The following is an 18,025-nucleotide window of genomic DNA, read 5'->3' as shown; positions in this document are numbered from 1 at the left end:
CCAATGAGAGGAAACAGATTTATTAGTGTGGTGGTGCTGGCTTTTTCATTGTTGGCTATCGTGTGGGGGGTGAGTACTTTTCTTGCGATGATAGTTGCAGTGTTAATTTCACTGTTGTTTCAGACTGATTCAAATTGGGTTTTTATTTGGCTCGGGTTCCCTCTGTCATGGATATTTGCATTGTACTGGGTTGTTACTCGTTGGGACTACGTTAAGTCTTTTATCTCCGGGCGGGGGGCGTGAGAGACAAAGGAAAAAGGGGGCGGATTTATTTTATAAGGCGCTGAGGGGGCGAGTTTATTGAATTCTCTCGGTTTCAAAAAAAATCTGTCCACTTTTCTCCAGATCTATAATTTTTTAGTATGTACTTGGAGTTACTCATGAAGAAAGCATCACTACTAATGTTGAGCCTGATCCTGACGTTGCCAGGCTGTAAATCCAACGTCAGAGACTCTTCCCCCACCGTGCTCAACGACGGCATCCAACTGCACCAAAACAAAGTGACCGTAGACGCCCAGCACGCCAAGGTGATCATGAAAGCGACGGGCAATGTCGTCCCTGTGGAATTTGCAATCAGGCGAGCGACGGATCCAGACCGGCGTATGGATGTGCAGGGGACAGTGGTGGATTCCGGTCGCGGCAAAGTGTTCGGCTGGATTGCCAAACTCAACGAAACGGCCCACAGCGCGACCTTGAAGCATTTCCCTCAGTTGGAAGTGCAAGCTGATCCCGATCAGCCATTTGAGGTATCGGGTTACGCCACTGGCGAAAGTATCAACCGCGGTTATCGTTGCGGTCCGATCAGCACCATTTTCACGCCGGAGAAAGGCAAGGTTTATCTGGCGGAACTCCAGTTTGTGGGTGGAGGCTGTGAACTGCATACCTATGACATTACGCAGCCTCAGGAGCGTATTCCTGTCGTAGGTAGCGCGCAAAACGGTGGCTTCGCCAACGCAGTCCCGGGTTGCAAGTCGGCAACGACCTCGGTGAATAATCAGCCGGTCACAACACAGTTTTGCATCAAATCCATCATGCTCCAGCCTTCGCAGTATCGCGTTAGCGTCAACGATCAGACTGTTTTCAGCGGTACCGATTACGAGCGCGTTGCTTTTGTAAAAACCGTTACGGAAGGGGCCGTAACCGGTGGTTGCAATGAAATGATCGAGGCGCAGTCGGGCACTACTCAAAAGCCTGTCGCCTTTAAAGACCTGCCAGCTGATTTAGTAGCGGGCTGCCACATTACTGCGGACGCTGAGGGCAGAGCCCAACCGTTTAGTAAAGATGAAGCCTGTGACAAGGTGTTCTACAAGGCCATGATGCCGGTTTTAGGCAAGGTAGTACCCGTGGAGGTGGCACGGCAATGTGTCGTCAGAATAGGGGGGCAGACAGTATTTGAGGACCGTTTCAGTTTCTGACTTAGAAAAAAAGGGGGCAGATTTATTTTGTGAAACGCAGAGGGGCAAGTTTTTTGGTTTTGCTCGGTTATAAATAAGTCTGTCCCCTTTTTTGGAAATGAATTTCTGAAGATATCTATGTGAAAAAATATACAGAGTTAGTGGTTGATGGTCAGCTTGTAATTGCTCCCAGTGTCAGTGAATGGGAGGAGATTTTGAAAGCAGGCAAATATAAAGATGGAACTGTTTTCAATGGAAATCTTGAAATTGTTGTGCGCAATATGCTTGATTTTGTATCTGGGCGCGACGGTAAATTCTGTTTGGGGCTACATTTAACTAAATCGTTGAAACCTTGGGTGCCATTACATTTATATCGTATGGATGAACGATGGCAGCGAGTGCTCATTGAAAGGGTGACTTGCGATCAATGTGATTGGGTTGGGGAAGTTGCTAATCCCTCAGATCCGATTTTATATTTCGGAGTTGATGGTGAGTTGGGAGTTGCTTATAAGGCATTATCGCTTCCTCGCTGTAATTGCCCGAAGTGTGGTATGGCGCTACCTCGGATAGCTGTGTGGGTCGACGATATTGAAACAGGGCAGGAGTAATTTTGTTGCAGGTACAGAGGATCGAAAGGGGACAGATTTATTTTATGAGGTGAGCAGGCTTGTTGGTTTGTACGTTGATAAATAAATCTGTCCCCTTTCCTTTCCTTTTCTTTCCTTTGCCTTTCCTTTTGTCCCCTTTCCTTTTTGCACACGCATACCTATGAATATGGTCCAGGCTATGGCTCCAATGGGAAAGAGACGAGGATCAATAATGATTAGTCTTCCAGAATTGAATGAATTGCTTGTTGCTCACAACTGCTTGCGTGCAATTAGTATTCAGTTGAATGTTGACGGGATGGCTTATGATTTATCTCTATCGATTTCGGCTTCTGAAAAGGTAGGGGCTGATGTCGTGAATATCAGATTCATTGATATTTGCCAATTTACGTCCCATGATTTTGGCGGCGGATTAACTCAGTTGATGCACATGAACGTTAGTAAGCTGGATTCTGGCTTTGATAGGATGCGTTATCAGCTGAGTGATCTTGAGGATAAAAAGTTGTCGTTCTACTTCTCATCATTCTCGCTTGATTAGCTGGTGCAAAAACAACTGGGGCTGCTGTAGATGACGCGGTCAAGGCATTACCAGCTCAGAGACTGAAAAGGGGACAGATTTATTTTGTGAGGCGCAGAGGATCAGGCTCATTGCTTTTCTTGGTTTATAAATAGATCTGTCCCCTTTCCTTGTCCTGATGAGTTGGGACTTCTTTTTTCGGAAGTGTTTCACGTTGACGAAAAGTTTAAGTGTCTATTGCAGTCAGGCGTCTCTGTGCTTGAATGGGGGCACTGGTGGGAACAAGGTGTTTTAATTCGCGCTGGGGATGAGTAGCGCATACGGAATTCATGTGGAGAGTGTAGAAGTGCGGCGAAGGAATTAAAGGTGTTCGAAAAGATGACAGATTTATTTTCTGCGGAGGGGCGGGCTTATTGGATTGCTCGGTTTACAAATAAATCCGTCCCCGTTTTTGGTTACGTTTTTGGTTGAAATAGAGGGCGTATTGTGATGTATAAAAATATTCGCTATATGCTAAAAGCTATATTTTCTGCAGATCTTGGTTTTCAGGAGGAAGATGCTAAAAATATATATGTAAGAGGCTTGAGGTCAAGTGGAAAGCTGGATGAGATGAGAGCTGAACTGGCTGCAGCGTTTGAGGATAGGAGTGTGCGTTGGAGAGAAATGCTTTTAAATGATGACTATGAAGTCCAAGATTTTGAAACTGAAGAGGAATCATTGACGTATGTAAAGAGAGTGCTTTGGGATCCCTTGAGCTCTTAGGGGGGATGTCGTTAAAGTGCAAAAAGCGAACAGATTTATTTTGTGAAACACAGAGGGGCAGATTTGTTGGTTTTGCTCGGCTTATAAATAAATCCACTTTTTTGTGAGGTTATGGGAGGTGGGATGTGATTTTGAATGAGTCGGGGTACTTTAGTGATGAATTGATGGCGTTCGTTTTTACATGTCTTTTTTGTGAAGCTATAAGCAGAGATGAATTTAATGCCTGGTGTGCTCAGGCTTCGTCGCTGAATGCTGCTCCAGCATTTTTATATGACTTGAAGGATTTTCATGATGAGATTTTCAAAGTCTATAAAGTTGTTGGTTATGTGCCCTGTTGGGAGCATGAGGAGAATGACGAATATGCGTTGTACGGTATCGCCGTTTGGCGAGGATTTGAGCCGTTTGATATGCCCGTAACCCCAAGTGAAGCACTTGATTTCCTTAAAACGTCACCAAAGATTGAACTACTATTTGGTCAGGTTTTTGACTTTATAAAGCTATAGTTTTAGTGCGAAAAGAGTTAGTTGGATGCGTTTCTATAGCGGCTTTACCCTGTGCTGCCTTACCTTGCTCGATGAGTTGTCGCGTGTCGAGCTGTGAGTAGGTGTTTCCTTCCAGAGGCTGCTTTCGATCAGGTTTGCAAGGATGCGTTGCGCCGTTCGCCGGGCGATTTCAGAATGCCAGGCCAAGAGCTTTGAGAGGCTCGCCCCGCTCCTGGATGCTTGGATGCTGTTCAGTAGTCGGTGCTCGAAGGCCACGTTGCGTTGGCGCTGTTTGAGGAGATTTTGGCGCAGTTATGGCGCAGTTCTCAGAACTGCGCCATCTTCATTTACTCCGCCGCCTGCGCCCGCAATCGCTTGCCAATCACATCCATCACATCACACCCATCGCGCAGCGCGATCGTCAGCATTTTGCAGAAGTCGGAAAGCACCAGCGTGTCGGAACTGATCTCTGAACGGAACGCGATGTTTTCCAGAAGCTGGGTCACGGTACGGATACGGTAGTCGGCGGTTTCGAAGAGGACATCAAGCGGGGCTTCGGTGTCGATCAGCAGGGTAGCGGGGACGCAGTCGACGCCGGTGATGGGCATGTATCGGTTCATCGGTAGGACCTCATTCAGTTGAAAGGAGCTACCTCGTTGTCGAGTCGCCAAACCCGAGTCGCCATTGGAGCGACGAGGGACTATAGCCCCCTCCGTCCGAGCGCTACAAGACGTCACTTTCCGAGCTTCATGTAGGAATTTTGGCCCATCAATGGTTGTATTTTCTGCGTCACTTTCGACCTTGACATAGCCTGCATAGGCGAATAGATTTTCGCCCAGCAGCTCAGTACAGCGCGCAGGCAATTGTTAGAACCTGCCCAGCAGTCCTGGGCTTTTTTTTGCCCAAGGAAAAGCCAGTGAAGCGAACCGCCGTTCTCATTGATGGAGGATTTTTCTTCCAGAGGGTTATGTTTTTCGGCCGCAAATACTTCAGCAAGGAACTGCTGTTATCCGCCGACCAGATATCCCAAATCATAAAAAAGCTCGTGAAGCTTCACATCGAAGACGAACGCTCAGCGAGTCGCGAGCTTTATCGAATCTACTACTACGACTGCCCGCCCCCCTCCAATCAGGTTCGATTACCCATAATCCCTGACGGTCATAAATCTGCAGGGCATATGGATTTCAAAGCTCATCCTCCCTATAGATTGCGAAGAGACCTTCACGATCAGCTTCGATCGAGCCGAAAAACGGCGCTTCGACTGGGCGAACTGGCCAAAAGCGGTGATTGGCAACTCAATTCTCATTCCCTTAAGGCCCTGTTGCGTGGTGAGAAGGTCTGGGCAGAGCTCACGAATGACGATTTCCATTACAAAGTCGAACAGAAGACTGTCGATACCAAGTTAGGCATGGACATCACGACTCTCGCCCTTGAAAAGCTCACTGATGTCATCGTTTTGGTCGCTGGTGATTCAGATTTTGTGCCGGCTGCGAAACTGGCGAGGATGAAGGGAATCGATTTCGTACTTGATCCGATGTGGGCCAATACGACTGGAAGCTTAAGCGAGCACGTAGATGGCCTTCGCTCTTTCGATATCGTCCGTCTCATTAGAGATGTCACCGGCCAATCGGTTACCACTCGGCCCGACTGGTGGGATGCTCGGACGAAGAGTGCGGCGCAGCTATATGAGAATGTTGAGATTGCCGTTGCTGGTGATCTGGAGCCTGATCCTGGATTGATATCTCAGGGCGCTGTGCACCCACAAACAACAGGCAGATGAACCCCGTTTCGCAGCACACCCTGCGCCCGCTCAATTCGGACTACTAAACCGTGCCAACCCCCAACCGCAACGTTCTGATCACCCAACTCGCCACCAACCCCGATGACACCACCACGCGCGCTTCGCTCTATCGCGATCTGCTCGACAGCGGGGAGGCGTCACTGGAAGGTTTACGCGTCGCGGCGGGCCTGGGCGATCCGGCGGCTAAGGTGGTGGTGGCTCAACTGAACACCACCGCCCATACAAATCGCCCCGGGCCATGGCTGTCGCAACTGCATGGCCTGCCGGTCGACCATCTGGAGTTGAACGACGCCGAGCCGGATTGGTGTGACGCCCTGGCCGGGCTGCCCTTGCGCACGTTGGTGCTCAACAGCCCGAGGTTTATCTGCGGCCCGGAGACGTGGCAGCGTTTGCCCGCCAATGCCCTAGAAACCTTGGAAGTCAGTAATTTTTCCCGCGACGATAACGCCAATTGCCTCCCGTCGCCCGCACGCTTGCGTCGGCTGAAGTTGCAAACCTACGGCGAGGACTTCGACGACCGTTTCCTCCGTCAACTGAGCGACAGCCCCTTGCAGGAATTGTCGTTGAACCGTTGCGATGACATCACCGACGACGGCCTTAAAGCACTGTCACGCCTCAAGCTGCGCTCCCTGACCTTGCAACGCGTGGGCGAGCTGACGTCCCGTGGCATGGCGCACTTGGCAAGTCATCCCCTCGAACAGTTGTCCCTCAGTGGCAGCGGCGCGATCCTCGACGATCCGTCCTGGCTTGGCGACCTGACGGGGTTGCGCGGGTTGAGTCTGGATGACTGTTATGCAAGCGAGAGCGTGTTGCAGGCGATTCAAAATCTGCCCCTGGAAAAGCTTTCGCTCCAATCTGCGTTCATCTGCGAAGACGATCTTGAAGTGCTGGAGGGAATGCCGCTCACGGAGCTGGACCTCAAGTGCCTACGCCAAGTGATCGAGCGGCTCGATGTGCTGCACGGATTTCCGCTCAAGCGATTGGGACTCTCCGATGTGCAGGGCGTCTGCGCCAGTACGTTGAGTGATCTGCGCGGGTTGGCGTTGGAGTCCCTGGACCTGTCCTTGAACGACATCACCTGGAAGGAGCTGAAACAACTGGCTGGCCTGCCGCTGAAGCGGCTCAATCTGAGCTTTTGTCAGGGCGTCGACGGCAAGGTTTTGCGCAAGCTCGTCGAGTTGGGGTTGCCATTGGAGGAGCTTGAAATAAGCGGCCTGAACCTGCGCGATGCCGACCTGGCTTGTTTGCGGGACCTGCCCCTGCAGCGCCTGGGTCTGTATGACAGCCCTTGGCTGACTGACGCCGGGGTGGCCCATCTCGCTGGCATGCCGCTGCGGGACCTGACGCTTGGGGCGGATCCAGGGGAATCGCGGATCACGTCGGCCGTGGTGCCTGTGTTGGAGCAACTGCCGCTGCAAACACTGTGGTTGCCCAACTGCGCCGGGATCGATGCAAACGGTTGGGATCGTTTGGCCAGGTTGCCAGCCCACGTGACCGGTCCGGGAATCTGACGCGCTGATAGGAATAGGCAATGCCCCAAGGCAAACCGGCATAGGTGGGCCATTTTTCGATCGTTACCATGGCCTCCTGCTTATCCAGTGGAGTTCACCATGCACGACAGAAAAACCCTCTTCATCACCGGCGTGAGCAGCGGCTTGGGCAACGCCCTGGCGCAAGAGGCGCTTGCAGCGGGCCACCGTGTCATTGGCACCGTACGCAGTGAGGCGGCGTTGCAGGCCTTCGAGGCTCTCTCCACGGAGCGTGCCCATGGCGTGATCCTGGACGTCACCGAGTTCGACCGAATCGATAGCGCAGTGGCGCAGATAGAAACCACTTACGGCCCGGTCGATGTCCTGGTCAACAATGCCGGCTACGGCCATGAAGGCATTTTCGAAGAATCGCCGCTGGAGGAGATGCGTCGCCAGTTCGACGTCAACGTGTTTGGCGCGGTGGCGGTGACCAAGGCCTTCGTGCCGTACTTTCGCCAGCGCCGTGCCGGTCATATCCTCAATATCACTTCCATGGGCGGCACCATTACGATGCCGGGCATTTCTTATTATTGCGCGAGCAAGTTTGCCCTCGAAGGCCTCTCCGATACGCTGAGCAAGGAGCTGCTACCGTTCAACATCTTCGTGACCGCGGTGGCGCCTGGTTCGTTTCGCACCGACTGGGCGGGGCGTTCGATGCAGCGTACGGCACGGAGCATTGCCGACTACGACGCTAGTTTCGATCCGATACGTAAAGCGCGCGTGGAAAAAAGCGGCAAGCAACTGGGCGATCCACGGAAAGCGGCGCAAGCGATGTTGCAGATCATTGCCAGCCCGACGCCTCCTGCGCATGTGTTGTTGGGCAGCGATGCACTGAACCTGGTGCGCGACAAACTCAGTCGTGCGACCAGTGAGATCGATCAATGGGAAGCGCTGACCCGTTCGACCGACGGTTGAGCGGCCAGCAAGGGGGCATCAATGACTCAGGCCTCAAACACTTCGCGCATGGTGCAGTTGATGGAACAGCTTGCGCCGGTCGAGGGCTACAACCTCAGCGCGCTGGAGGACATCCGTTTTCTGCGTTCGAACCGGCCGCTGACGCGCACGCCGGTGTTGTATGAGCCCGGTATCGTGATCCTGTGCCAGGGGCGCAAGCGCGGTTATCTGGGTGAGGACGTCTACGTGTATGACGCCCAGCACTATCTGGTGGTGTCTGTCCCGGTTCCGTTCACCATGGAGACCGACGCCACCGAAGCTGAGCCCATGCTGGCGGTCTACATGCGTCTCGACTTGCAGCTGGCCAGCGAGTTGATGCTGCAAGTGGACGAGACCCTCGGCCCCAGCGATGCCCAACCCAAAGGCATGTACGCCTCGCCCATGGACGATTTGCTGCGCAGCTCGACGCTGCGTTTGCTGGAAGCCATGAGTCGCCCGGGCGAAGCGCAAATACTCGGGCCGTCACTGGTACGGGAAATCTACTACCGGATCCTGACCGGCGAGCAGGGCGGCTCGATGCGCGCCGCGCTCAGTCGCCAGGGGCACTTCGGCAAGATCACTCGGGCGATCCGCAAGATCCACAGCTGCTACCACGAGCATCTGGACGTCGAAACGCTCGCCCATGAAGCCAACATGAGCATCCCCAACTTTCACCTGCACTTTCGCAGCGTGACGGACTCCACGCCCATGCAGTACTTGAAATCGACACGCCTGCACCAGGCGCGATTATTGATGCTGCGCAACACCATGAGCGCCTCGACGGCCGCGTTCAACGTCGGCTACGAAAGCGCCTCGCAATTCAGCCGCGAATTCAAGCGGATGTTCGGGCGAACGCCTCAGGCGGAGATTGAATGGATGAAGGCGACTTATGCGTTGCCTGCGCCTGTTGCGCCGTCTGTTTATGTTTCGTCGCATTAGGGGTGGGCTGGATTACCTCTATTCTGCAAGAACTGAAATTGTTCAAACTCTTAGCGTCTGAGCATAAATAACCAAAATATTAAATTTTATTGGTTGTTTTTGTGGTTTTTCTCAGGTTGTTGACGGGAAAACGCAATTTGCATCAAGTTATGTTCATTTATGATTGGATCCAATGTTCGGCGGCGTCAGATGCCGAGCCTGCCCACCTATGGACGTATCAAAAGGATAAACGCCATGATGCTTAAGGATCCTTCCAGCAAATATCGACATTTCACCACAGTGGATCTGCCGGACCGCACGTGGCCCGGTAAGGTCCAGTCCGTTGCGCCTAGCTGGTGCAGCGTCGATATGCGCGATGGCAATCAGGCCTTGATCGAGCCGATGAATGCCGAGCGTAAGCGTCGTTTCTTCGACCTGTTGGTCAAGGTCGGTTTCAAGGAAATCGAAGTAGGTTTTCCAGCCGCTTCGCAGACCGATTTCGATTACGTACGCGAACTTATCGAAACGGGTGCGATTCCCGATGACGTGACGATTCAGGTCATGACGCAAGCCCGCAGCCATCTCATCGAGCGCACGTTCGAGGCATTGAAGGGCGTTCCCCGCGCTATCGTGCATGTATACAACGCGACCGCCCCGGTGTTTCGAGACGTGGTATTCGGTGTTGACCGCGCCGGGTGCATCGAGATTGCCACCCAGGCCACTCGCGAAATCAAACAGCACATGGACAACAATCCCGAGACGCAGTGGACGTTCCAGTATTCCCCCGAGACCTTTTGTTTCACCGAGTTGGATTTTGCATTGCAAGTCTGCGAGGCGGTGACGGATGTCTTTGCACCAACGCCTTCCAACAAGATGATCCTGAACCTACCGACTACCGTCGAAGTCTCCACGGCCAATGTCTTCGCCGATCAGATCGAATGGTTCTGCCGGCATTTCAGCCGTCGTGACAGCGTGATCATCAGCGTTCATCCGCACAATGACCGGGGCACCGGGGTTTCCACCGCCGAGCAGGCCTGCCTGGCCGGTGCCGAACGGGTCGAGGGCACGCTGTTCGGTAACGGCGAGCGAACCGGCAATGTCGATATCCTCACCCTAGCCATGAATCTCTACACCAGCGGTATCGATCCGCAGCTGGATTTCTCGGACATCATCCACGTCCAGCGCGAGGTGGAACACTGTAATCAGCTGCCCACGCATCCTCGCCATCCTTACGCGGGCGAGCTGGTGTTCACGGCCTTTTCAGGGTCCCATCAGGACGCGATCAAGAAAGGTTTTGCAGTGCGCCAGGCCAATCCCGATGGCTTCTGGGAAGTGCCTTATCTGCCTATTGATCCGGCGGATATGGGGCGCAGTTATGAGGCGGTCATCCGCGTCAATAGCCAATCGGGCAAAGGCGGCGTGGCCTATCTGCTTGAACAGCATGGGGTCGTGATGCCGCGCCGGTTGCAGATGGAGTTCAGCAACCTAGTCCAGCAAGAGGCGGATGGATCGGGCCAGGAGATCAGTAGCGAGATGATCCTTGCGTGCTTTACCCGGCACTATCTGGATGAGGGCACGCCCTACACGTTGTTGCAGCCTAAATTGGTCAGCGAAGGCGCTGTGACTTACCTGGAGGGCGTGCTCGACATGGGGGGCACCAAGTTCGACCTCAGCGGTGAGGGCAACGGTCCGCTGGCGGCGCTGGTCGATGCATTTGCCCAGCGTGGCGTTCACTTCGATATCGCCGATTATCATGAGCACGCTGCTCGCGATGGGGCTCAGGCCGAAGCACTTGCCTATGTCGAGATTCGCGTGAATAACCGGCTGCTATTTGGCGCCGCGCGCGACGGCAGTAGTTTGCTGGCGTCCCTCAAGGCGGTGACAAGCGCCGTCAATCACGCATCGCGCCTGGGGCTGCTCAGCGTGATGAACGCTGGGGTGCCTTGCTGAGATGGCTGCGTGTACAGCCCTGGCGACGTTGGCCGGTAACTACGGTCATGGGGACATAGTGGCTTCGCATCGGCATGCCGAAGGGCAACTGGTGTATGCCATCAATGGCGTGATGTTGGTCTCGGTGGCCGGTACGACGTGGGTCGTTCCCTCCGGCCATACTCTTGGGTTGGAGACGCGCAGGGGCGGGAGCAGGCGTGGGAGAGTTTTGGTATGGCACAAAAAAAGACGTCCGTGGACGTCTTTAGATGATGAAGTGGTGGGCCGGGGTAATCTGAAACGGTAATTTATCTTATTGATTATTATAGTTAATATTAGTTGTGTATTTTGATTGGAATACCAAATGGAATACCTCATGAGATAGCATTCCGTTGACCCCCGCCTGTATTCGACCTGAAAACCTTGCTTCGCATCCATGATAAGCAGTGATCTTCTCGCCGCAGTCGGGACAACGGGCAGCAATCGATCCGAATCGGAAGGTGGCAACAGGCAGAAACCGGCCAAAAGCAGACACTCAACCCATCAGCAAAACTAGGGAAAACTCCGTTAACCTTCATCCAACTTTAGCTCAAACGCTATAGGAGCGCTTCTAAGCATCTGACCTGGGCCTGGACCAAAGCGTCTTGGCACTGTTTCTTGCTCCAATGATGTTTCCCAAATATCGCGAACTTTTGCAGAGTCGATTTGATGGCTATTCTCGGCAATCGTGATAAATCTCTTGATCAATGCCGCGATTATTGCATACGAAAGAGATATGACATGCGGAAGTACTCTATAACCGGTCTCGGAAAAGCCGTCATAGGCAATTTTGTTGTTTCTGCCGAGCAGGTAGCTTTTGGTTATCGCACTATGTGTCCTATGTGTATACTTGCTGAGGTCGCTGTAAAGATCGCTTAAGTTTTTAGCTTTATCCTGGCATTCGAATTTTTTTATGAATTCTCTAAACACCCTATGTGGAATGACTTCGTTGTTATACCACTTCGCGAGATTTTTCCTTGCCCCGTCACCAGCCAAATAGAAGTAGGCCGAAATATCCATTGTTTCTACCGCATCACGAAATAAGCGCGAAGCAATTCGATGCCTCTTTTCCTCTGTTAACTTTAAGGCATCTATTAGCGCCTCTAAGGCATCTATTTGTATTAGCCAGATCGCTTTGTCGAGAGTTTGTTCATCTCGATCAAAGTGCATGTCTTTTTCTGCATAGTGACATTTTATTGATGATAGAACTTTACAAGCCTCTCGATGAAACTGCTCTTGCCCCCCATACTCATAGGGTTCATTCCATGCATCCTCTGTGTCTCTGTCCCATACAAAACTTGGCATAAGTCACGCCCATTAAGCCCAACTGTCATTGATATGCCATCGCGATCTCAATCGCGATGGCGTGTCGCATAATGTTCCTTGTCGCCCTGTTAGTCCTTGTCCAGCTTTAAGGTGGTCGCGGTAGCTCTGGGAGAGACGCGACATGGATGACGGAAAGCCCTGCTACCCTCCAAATTCGAATTCATCATCGGTGACACTACTCATTTGCCATCGCCGTGTCCACCGTCCACATTCGGCCAGAAGCAGACAGCCACTGAAGGTAACCCCATGATCAATCGATGCCATTACGGGCGGTTCTCACCTCCACAGAAGAATCCGGATCCACAGCTATACTGTACAAGCACGTAGGATCTCGCTATGGCGATCACGATGGAGCGTTGACATGAAAGAAATTATTAATTTTTCTTCTTTTCTCGCGATGCTTTTTATCTACACTCTCGGATTCGCCGCTGATGCTGAAACGGATACCAAACTGCGAGCGGCGATAGCCACCGTGGTTCAATCGTTGCCAATGCCGATAGACAAAAGGACGACTCTCATATCAATGATACTGGAGCCTGGACATGTCCTAACATATCGGTATTCCGTGGATATGGCAGGAATGCTGGATGGCGCAGCTACGCAAGGAAATCTGACCCGTGCACAGCTTCTGGCAGGGCTGGAACGGAAAGCAGGTAGTGAGTGGCCAAAAGTATGGGCTGAGCAGTATATATTTCCATATATTTTGAAAAATGGTTGTAGCCAGCCTTTCACACAAACAATATTGAAGCTGGGGTACTCCATAAACCACACAATGATCAACGCGGACGGGACTTATCTTTTTGAGCGAACAATCAAACGTAATGAGTGCAACATTTAGACGTCAAAGCGCATCCGTTGGGCATAAATAGACGACAATCCTTTTGTTATGTGTTCGTCTTAGGCCTGTATTTGATGGACGCCTTTACGGAGGTTGCCGTTCATATGTAGCCCTGAATGCATATGAAAAACCTAGTCTAAGACTGGCTTCACCTATGACCGATGACTTAGCACGCAGCTTGTGCCAAGACGCGGAGCTGAACATATTTAGCCGCTAGCAGCCCTGGAGAACAGGCAGCTATCGGCCAAAAGCAGTCATCGGCTTTTATGCAAAGTCCGGAGCGATTCAGCTTATTATTTCTCTGAATTAACTTCGGTGGGCAGCTGAGTTTTAAAGGAGTCGTAAATATACGAAGCTGTTAAGGATCCTGTAACACCTAATGAAATAGCAAATACGCTCGATATTGCTAGGGCTGCTAGGGGCTTCGTCTTTACGAAATCGAACGCCCTGTAATAAAGGTGCTTTCGAATGTTTTTAATTTCTTTTTGTACCGTTTTAATCATTTTCGTTGAAATTCTTTCATTTTTTAGTCGTTCCTCGCACTCTCCGCATACAATAGGTTTGTCACAGGATTCGACGAGATCAGACTTAATGCCATTCATATCAAAAAGACAGCCGCGTGTTTCGTCGTGGGTGAAGCTTGGTGCTACTCCAAAACCAGGGATTTTATTTCCGGAGCGTCTGTAGAGCAACGTGTAGCTATATAGAACCCGGAGAACAACATTTTCAAGTGGTATGTTTTCCCAGTTCAGGAATTCTCGAATTTGGCAGAATGTTAGAACAATTTTATTATTTCCGAGGCGCCGAGAGTACCAGTTATCTTCAATTGGAACGTTAACTAATGCAATTGAGAAGTCAGCGCCAGCATTCGGAGGGAACTGAGTCTTCAGTAGCATATCGGAATAAGCCCAGTTAGCCTCGTCTGAGTCACATCGCAATGAAAGATTGTCAATGTCACCAATCAATTCAAATACTTCAGATTTCCAGCTTGACACCTCTTGGAGGTTGAGGTGCAGAGGAATATGGCTAATGGTTACGAGTTTTATTCTTACTTTTTCCATGCGCTAAAACGCTCTATTTAGATAGCTGTGAAAGTGCAGAAAATTACCATTTTTAGTGCGCGCCGGGTAATTTTTTTGCATAACTGACCCTATCATAATTGCTTTTTAGATAGAAACTAAGCTTATTTGGTCGCCCTGTCAGCCTGTTATGGTCTTGAGAAAAAGGGGGCGAATTTATCTCCAGCAAATAAATCTGTCTCCTTTTCACTGAGGTTGGATTCAAAACCTGTGACGTATTCCTGCAGCACTTGAATACAACGATGACTGGATTATCCCTATAAAATTGCTGTTTTTTTATTGTTCTGTTCATCTCGGTTGTGAGTGGAGTTCTGACTTCCATCTGCTGATTTCTCCATTAGTCCACGCAATGCGGACAATGACGATATACCCCAACCCCAAAAAATTTCAACCATGCAGTTGGGCGTCTTGATTGTTATTTACATAAATCCGGAGCCTCTTACTGGAGCCCCGAGAGCGACACCGTCCCATAGAGGGTGATGAAACTCAGGCCCGCTGGTTCCAAGATCTGAAATATCATGACATATTTGATATCGTGCGCCGTCAGCCGAAATCAACTCAATGCTAACTAGCTCATAGGCATTGAAGGCATAGTCAAAATCACTTGGCAGCTCAAATTCAACGGGATGATTTATATTAATTGGCAGAATCTGCCCCGGATCGAGTAGGCAGGAATTTATCTCAGTGTCGTATAAAATCGTGAACGAATGACTTGACCGCATATGCCCTCGCTTGTCAGGTCCTCTGAGAATCTCAACAGATTTTACATATAGTGCCTGTTTGCCGGTATTGCTTAAGGTGTACCTGAGGTGCCGTGTCGCGGGACTAACAAGACGATCCTCAGGTGTATCGTAAATATTGTCTCCAAATTGCAATAAAATTGACTCAGGTGTAAACGTTCTTTCGAGAAGGATCAACATCGCGCTGGAAGGTTTGTGTAGTTGAGAAAAATACAACGCTGCGAAGGAAACGAGCAATGCCCCGCCTGAAAGAGCCAACGTCATTAAGTCTTTCGCTTCCATCTATCAGCTCCATCTGCCCCCGCTATCACACCCGATTCCAAACCAAATTGCCAGCATGATCACGGAGGTCGGCGCCTGACTGGAGAAATCCTTGTTGTCGACCCACCAAATATGAGAGAAAACGTACATTCATGAGGTGGGTAGTTCGTATCTCGCTCTAGCTAAGCAGGCTTGTACAAAGCGAAGCAAGGGCATCAGCCCGTAAGAGTTACAGAGACATCAAGGAGAGAGTCGTGAAATGGATTCGCAAGCTTTTTGGTATGGGCGCTCAAGGCTCAAAAGCCTCGTCGGATGCTCCGGCAGAGGAACTGGTTGGTCACGATCGAGAAAGCGACGAGGATGGCGATCAGTACTTCTCGGACGAACCCATCACCTCAAAACATCAAGATAGGTTCGGGCGAGCGCCTTACGCAGCGCGTATCGCTGAGACAATCGCTAGGCGCCGCGATCCCTCAAGCATCGTCATCGGTCTGTTTGGCCCGTGGGGAGATGGAAAAACTTCAGTTCTCAAGATGATGGAGGAGTCGCTAGATCAGCACGGACAGGTCGTTACAATACGATTCAATCCTTGGCACTTTCCTTCAGAAGACGCGCTTTTGCGCGGTTTTTTTGCGACCCTGGCTGAGGCCTTGGGCAAAGAGCCAGCGTTCAAAGAAAAAGCGGCTGCGCTGCTTGAGTCCTACGGAGGGATCCTGTCTGTCATCTCAGTCGCTCTGCCGGGTGTAGAGATCAATCCAGGGGAAGCTGCCAAGCAGATCGGAGAGTCATTATCCAAAGTCAGTCTCGATAAGCTTAAGGATCAAATTGACGCTCTTCTGGGCCAAAGCGGGAAAAGATTGGTCATCCTTATCGATGATATTGACCGGTTGGACAGACAAGAAACCCATGCCATTTTCAAGCTGGTAAAGCTCTCGGCAAGCTTCAAGTACACCTGCTACGTTCTGGCTTTCGATGACGAGGTAGTCGCTGCTGCATTGGGTGAGCGTTACGGCGCCGGTGGACAAGAAGCAGGGCGCGCGTTTCTCGAAAAAATCATTCAGGTACCTTTGCATTTACCACCTGCTGATCAAATGAGTCTGCGAGAGATCGCTTTCGAGGGCGTCGAACATGCTCTCAATCAAGCAGGGATTGTTCTTGACCAGCGTCAGGTCGACGTATTCTGTCGCCATTTTGTAGACGGGCTTGAGCCGAAGCTTGAAACTCCACGAGTTGCCAAGCTGTACACAAACGCACTGATGTTTGCACTTCCACTCGTCAAGGGGGAGGTCAACATCGCTGAGTTCATGCTTGTTGAAGGGCTCAGGGTGTTGTACCCGAAGCTTCATACAGCAATTCGCGACAACGCAGATTTGTTTTTAAAAGGGGAGTCCCGTGAAGCTTTGCGAGGTTTGGAAAAACCTCCGTCCGCCGTTGATCGACTCCTCGAAATCGCAATGCCGGGTTCTTCCTCAGAAGAGCGAGGCCAGGTGCGAGAGCGATTTTTGAAACCTCTTTTTCCGCGAATCAGCAACATGATGTACGGGGGCGATTGGGAGGAGAGGTGGGCTAGAGAGCGAAGAGTCTGTTCGAGTCGGTATTTCAAACGCTACTTCGTTTACGGAGTGCCTGAAGGAGATATATCGGATAATCGTTTAACAGACTTGGTAGACGCCCTCGTCGCAGCAGATGCCGATTCGCAGCGCAGTCTGCTGAGCACGTATTCCAAGCGCGTCATGCCGCAATTGATCCAAGCACTTCGAGATCGTGCGAACTCTCTGGATGAAGTATCGGCGTTAGCGATAGCAATCGCTGTTGCGAGGAACGGAGATCTTCTTCCGCGCGAACGCGGAGCGTTCGTAATGGGCGGCACGATGATGTACGCCGGTATGCTGATTTCTCAACTTATCAGGCGTATTCCCTTATCAGACAGGCAGTCAGCCGCTGAGGCAGTACTTGGAGCGGCGCATCCAATGGCTATGGGTATGGAGTGCGTTCGTTGGCTCACACACTCAAAGGACACACCAGAGGAGCGACGAGTTCTTCCTGATGGAGCGGACGACGTTCTTTACCAACAGTTCGCTGTTCGCATCCGTGACGCGAACGAAGTTGAACCGTTGTTCATGCAGGCAGGAAGAGACGCACCAAATCTTTACTGGTACTGGCAGCACGGAAGAAATCGAGAAGAGATCGAAGAGGGCTTGCGTGAGCTTTTTGATAAAGACCCTGCGAAGCTGGATGACTTTCTCGACACCTACATTGGAGAAGGATGGGAGGTAGAAAGCGGCCTGCCGGTTAGGTCTGACCTAAGGCGCGAGACCTACAACAGTGTCGCGTCAATAATTTCACCGGACTACGTTTTTGATAACCTCCGTACCCGTTACGGTGCCGAGCTGGACGACCCTCAGTACTATCAGGATGGAAAGCCAGCGAGGATAACGGCCCACCAGTTCGCTTCTATACATCTTACGGTTCTCGCTGAACAGCTTCCTCAGCCCGCGGATGCCGACGGTTCAGGCAGTGACCTTGAGCAATTTGAGTGATGGCGATCAGGACGTGCCTCTAAAGAGAAACTGGCTCGACGCTTTTCACGGTTTGAATCGTCCCTAGTTTGTTAGACAGGCTGAATGACCGCTCTTGGCCGATTTCTGCCTGTCGCCAAGGGCAGAAAACGGCCAAAAGTGGACGTTTTTGGACTACCTCCGCTCCGGTAGAGACACTCTGCTTATGCAGATGGTGCCTAGTGCTGGGTAATGGTAAATACGCAGCCATACACTGCGAAATCTGCATGAGATGCTTCGACCTCAGCAGACCTATTCCTGCCGTGCGGCGTAACCCACTTGCAATAGACACGCTCCGTACGGATCGAGTAGTG

Annotated in this window: 16 protein-coding genes and 1 pseudogene; 13 read left to right on the top strand and 4 right to left on the bottom strand. The window is 51.3% G+C overall.

Annotated elements, in window-relative coordinates; translation table 11 throughout:
- Positions 1-380 precede the first annotated feature (380 nt).
- From F7R20_RS15010 to F7R20_RS14990, 5 genes are all read left to right on the top strand, one after another.
- Positions 381-1,415: a hypothetical protein gene (locus F7R20_RS15010; RefSeq protein ID WP_032833102.1), complete on the top strand. Its 1,035-nt coding sequence runs from the start codon at positions 381-383 to the stop codon at positions 1,413-1,415.
- A gap of 119 nt (positions 1,416-1,534) precedes the next feature.
- A complete protein-coding gene (locus tag F7R20_RS15005; RefSeq protein WP_003197604.1) occupies positions 1,535-2,002 on the top strand; it encodes a hypothetical protein in 468 nt (155 codons plus the stop codon).
- A gap of 211 nt (positions 2,003-2,213) precedes the next feature.
- Complete coding sequence (locus F7R20_RS15000; RefSeq protein ID WP_032833100.1) at positions 2,214-2,537, top strand: hypothetical protein; 324 nt, start codon at positions 2,214-2,216, stop codon at positions 2,535-2,537.
- Positions 2,538-3,005: 468 nt separating this feature from the next.
- The gene (locus tag F7R20_RS14995; RefSeq protein ID WP_003197610.1) at positions 3,006-3,278 is read left to right on the top strand and encodes a hypothetical protein; all 273 of its coding nucleotides are present in this window, start codon (positions 3,006-3,008) and stop codon (positions 3,276-3,278) included.
- A gap of 125 nt (positions 3,279-3,403) precedes the next feature.
- Complete coding sequence (locus F7R20_RS14990) at positions 3,404-3,781, top strand: hypothetical protein (RefSeq protein WP_223522855.1); 378 nt, start codon at positions 3,404-3,406, stop codon at positions 3,779-3,781.
- A 326-nt stretch (positions 3,782-4,107) separates the two neighbouring features.
- Here the strand turns inward: F7R20_RS14990 and F7R20_RS14980 are convergent, their stop codons facing one another.
- Positions 4,108-4,380, bottom strand: a complete 273-nt coding sequence (locus F7R20_RS14980; protein WP_003197613.1) for a hypothetical protein — start codon at positions 4,378-4,380, stop codon at positions 4,108-4,110.
- A gap of 296 nt (positions 4,381-4,676) precedes the next feature.
- On the opposite strand from F7R20_RS14980, the gene F7R20_RS14975 reads away from it, so the two are divergent.
- The 6 genes and pseudogenes from F7R20_RS14975 to F7R20_RS32135 all read left to right on the top strand — a co-directional run.
- Entirely contained in the window at positions 4,677-5,540 is an 864-nt protein-coding gene (locus F7R20_RS14975) for an NYN domain-containing protein (RefSeq protein WP_003197615.1), read from the top strand.
- Between the two features lie 50 nt (positions 5,541-5,590).
- Positions 5,591-7,072 (top strand): leucine-rich repeat domain-containing protein, encoded by a 1,482-nt coding sequence (locus F7R20_RS14970; RefSeq protein ID WP_003197617.1) that lies wholly within the window; start codon positions 5,591-5,593, stop codon positions 7,070-7,072.
- Between the two features lie 99 nt (positions 7,073-7,171).
- Positions 7,172-8,005 (top strand): oxidoreductase, encoded by an 834-nt coding sequence (locus tag F7R20_RS14965; RefSeq protein ID WP_003197619.1) that lies wholly within the window; start codon positions 7,172-7,174, stop codon positions 8,003-8,005.
- Positions 8,006-8,026: 21 nt separating this feature from the next.
- On the top strand, positions 8,027-8,962 hold the full coding sequence (locus tag F7R20_RS14960; protein ID WP_003197621.1) for an AraC family transcriptional regulator: 936 nt from the start codon (positions 8,027-8,029) through the stop codon (positions 8,960-8,962).
- A 234-nt stretch (positions 8,963-9,196) separates the two neighbouring features.
- The gene (gene leuA / locus F7R20_RS14955) at positions 9,197-10,891 is read left to right on the top strand and encodes a 2-isopropylmalate synthase (RefSeq protein ID WP_003197623.1); all 1,695 of its coding nucleotides are present in this window, start codon (positions 9,197-9,199) and stop codon (positions 10,889-10,891) included.
- Between the two features lies 1 nt (position 10,892).
- Positions 10,893-11,057 (top strand): annotated as a pseudogene (locus F7R20_RS32135) (AraC family transcriptional regulator); the annotation flags it as partial.
- A 380-nt stretch (positions 11,058-11,437) separates the two neighbouring features.
- On the opposite strand, the gene F7R20_RS14945 reads toward F7R20_RS32135, so the two are convergent.
- The gene (locus tag F7R20_RS14945) at positions 11,438-12,214 is read right to left on the bottom strand and encodes a hypothetical protein (RefSeq protein ID WP_081352603.1); all 777 of its coding nucleotides are present in this window, start codon (positions 12,212-12,214) and stop codon (positions 11,438-11,440) included.
- A 382-nt stretch (positions 12,215-12,596) separates the two neighbouring features.
- Here F7R20_RS14945 and F7R20_RS14940 point away from each other — a divergent pair, with 382 nt between their 5' ends.
- The gene (locus tag F7R20_RS14940) at positions 12,597-13,073 is read left to right on the top strand and encodes a hypothetical protein (RefSeq protein ID WP_081352604.1); all 477 of its coding nucleotides are present in this window, start codon (positions 12,597-12,599) and stop codon (positions 13,071-13,073) included.
- A 293-nt stretch (positions 13,074-13,366) separates the two neighbouring features.
- On the opposite strand, the gene F7R20_RS14935 is transcribed toward F7R20_RS14940, so the two are convergent.
- On the bottom strand, positions 13,367-14,134 hold the full coding sequence (locus tag F7R20_RS14935) for a hypothetical protein (protein WP_081352605.1): 768 nt from the start codon (positions 14,132-14,134) through the stop codon (positions 13,367-13,369).
- A gap of 437 nt (positions 14,135-14,571) precedes the next feature.
- Positions 14,572-15,174: a hypothetical protein gene (locus tag F7R20_RS14930; protein WP_081352606.1), complete on the bottom strand. Its 603-nt coding sequence runs from the start codon at positions 15,172-15,174 to the stop codon at positions 14,572-14,574.
- A 233-nt stretch (positions 15,175-15,407) separates the two neighbouring features.
- Here F7R20_RS14930 and F7R20_RS14925 point away from each other — a divergent pair, with 233 nt between their 5' ends.
- Complete coding sequence (locus tag F7R20_RS14925) at positions 15,408-17,693, top strand: KAP family P-loop NTPase fold protein (RefSeq protein ID WP_081352607.1); 2,286 nt, start codon at positions 15,408-15,410, stop codon at positions 17,691-17,693.
- Positions 17,694-18,025: the final 332 nt, after the last annotated feature.

Source organism: Pseudomonas brassicacearum subsp. brassicacearum, assembly GCF_008801605.1.
Taxonomy (GTDB): Bacteria; Pseudomonadota; Gammaproteobacteria; order Pseudomonadales; family Pseudomonadaceae; genus Aquipseudomonas; species Aquipseudomonas brassicacearum.
Note: the sequence above shows the minus strand (reverse complement) of the source record. Positions and strands in the feature narration are given on the sequence as shown.

Coding starts and splice junctions, on each gene's coding strand:
- F7R20_RS15010 (WP_032833102.1), top strand. CDS start 381: ATGAAGAAAGCATCACTACTAATGTTGAGCCTGATCCTGACGTTGCCA.
- F7R20_RS15000 (WP_032833100.1), top strand. CDS start 2,214: ATGATTAGTCTTCCAGAATTGAATGAATTGCTTGTTGCTCACAACTGC.
- F7R20_RS14995 (WP_003197610.1), top strand. CDS start 3,006: ATGTATAAAAATATTCGCTATATGCTAAAAGCTATATTTTCTGCAGAT.
- F7R20_RS14980 (WP_003197613.1), bottom strand. CDS start 4,380: ATGAACCGATACATGCCCATCACCGGCGTCGACTGCGTCCCCGCTACC.
- F7R20_RS14965 (WP_003197619.1), top strand. CDS start 7,172: ATGCACGACAGAAAAACCCTCTTCATCACCGGCGTGAGCAGCGGCTTG.
- F7R20_RS14960 (WP_003197621.1), top strand. CDS start 8,027: ATGACTCAGGCCTCAAACACTTCGCGCATGGTGCAGTTGATGGAACAG.
- leuA (WP_003197623.1), top strand. CDS start 9,197: ATGATGCTTAAGGATCCTTCCAGCAAATATCGACATTTCACCACAGTG.
- F7R20_RS14945 (WP_081352603.1), bottom strand. CDS start 12,214: ATGCCAAGTTTTGTATGGGACAGAGACACAGAGGATGCATGGAATGAA.
- F7R20_RS14940 (WP_081352604.1), top strand. CDS start 12,597: ATGAAAGAAATTATTAATTTTTCTTCTTTTCTCGCGATGCTTTTTATC.
- F7R20_RS14935 (WP_081352605.1), bottom strand. CDS start 14,134: ATGGAAAAAGTAAGAATAAAACTCGTAACCATTAGCCATATTCCTCTG.
- F7R20_RS14930 (WP_081352606.1), bottom strand. CDS start 15,174: ATGGAAGCGAAAGACTTAATGACGTTGGCTCTTTCAGGCGGGGCATTG.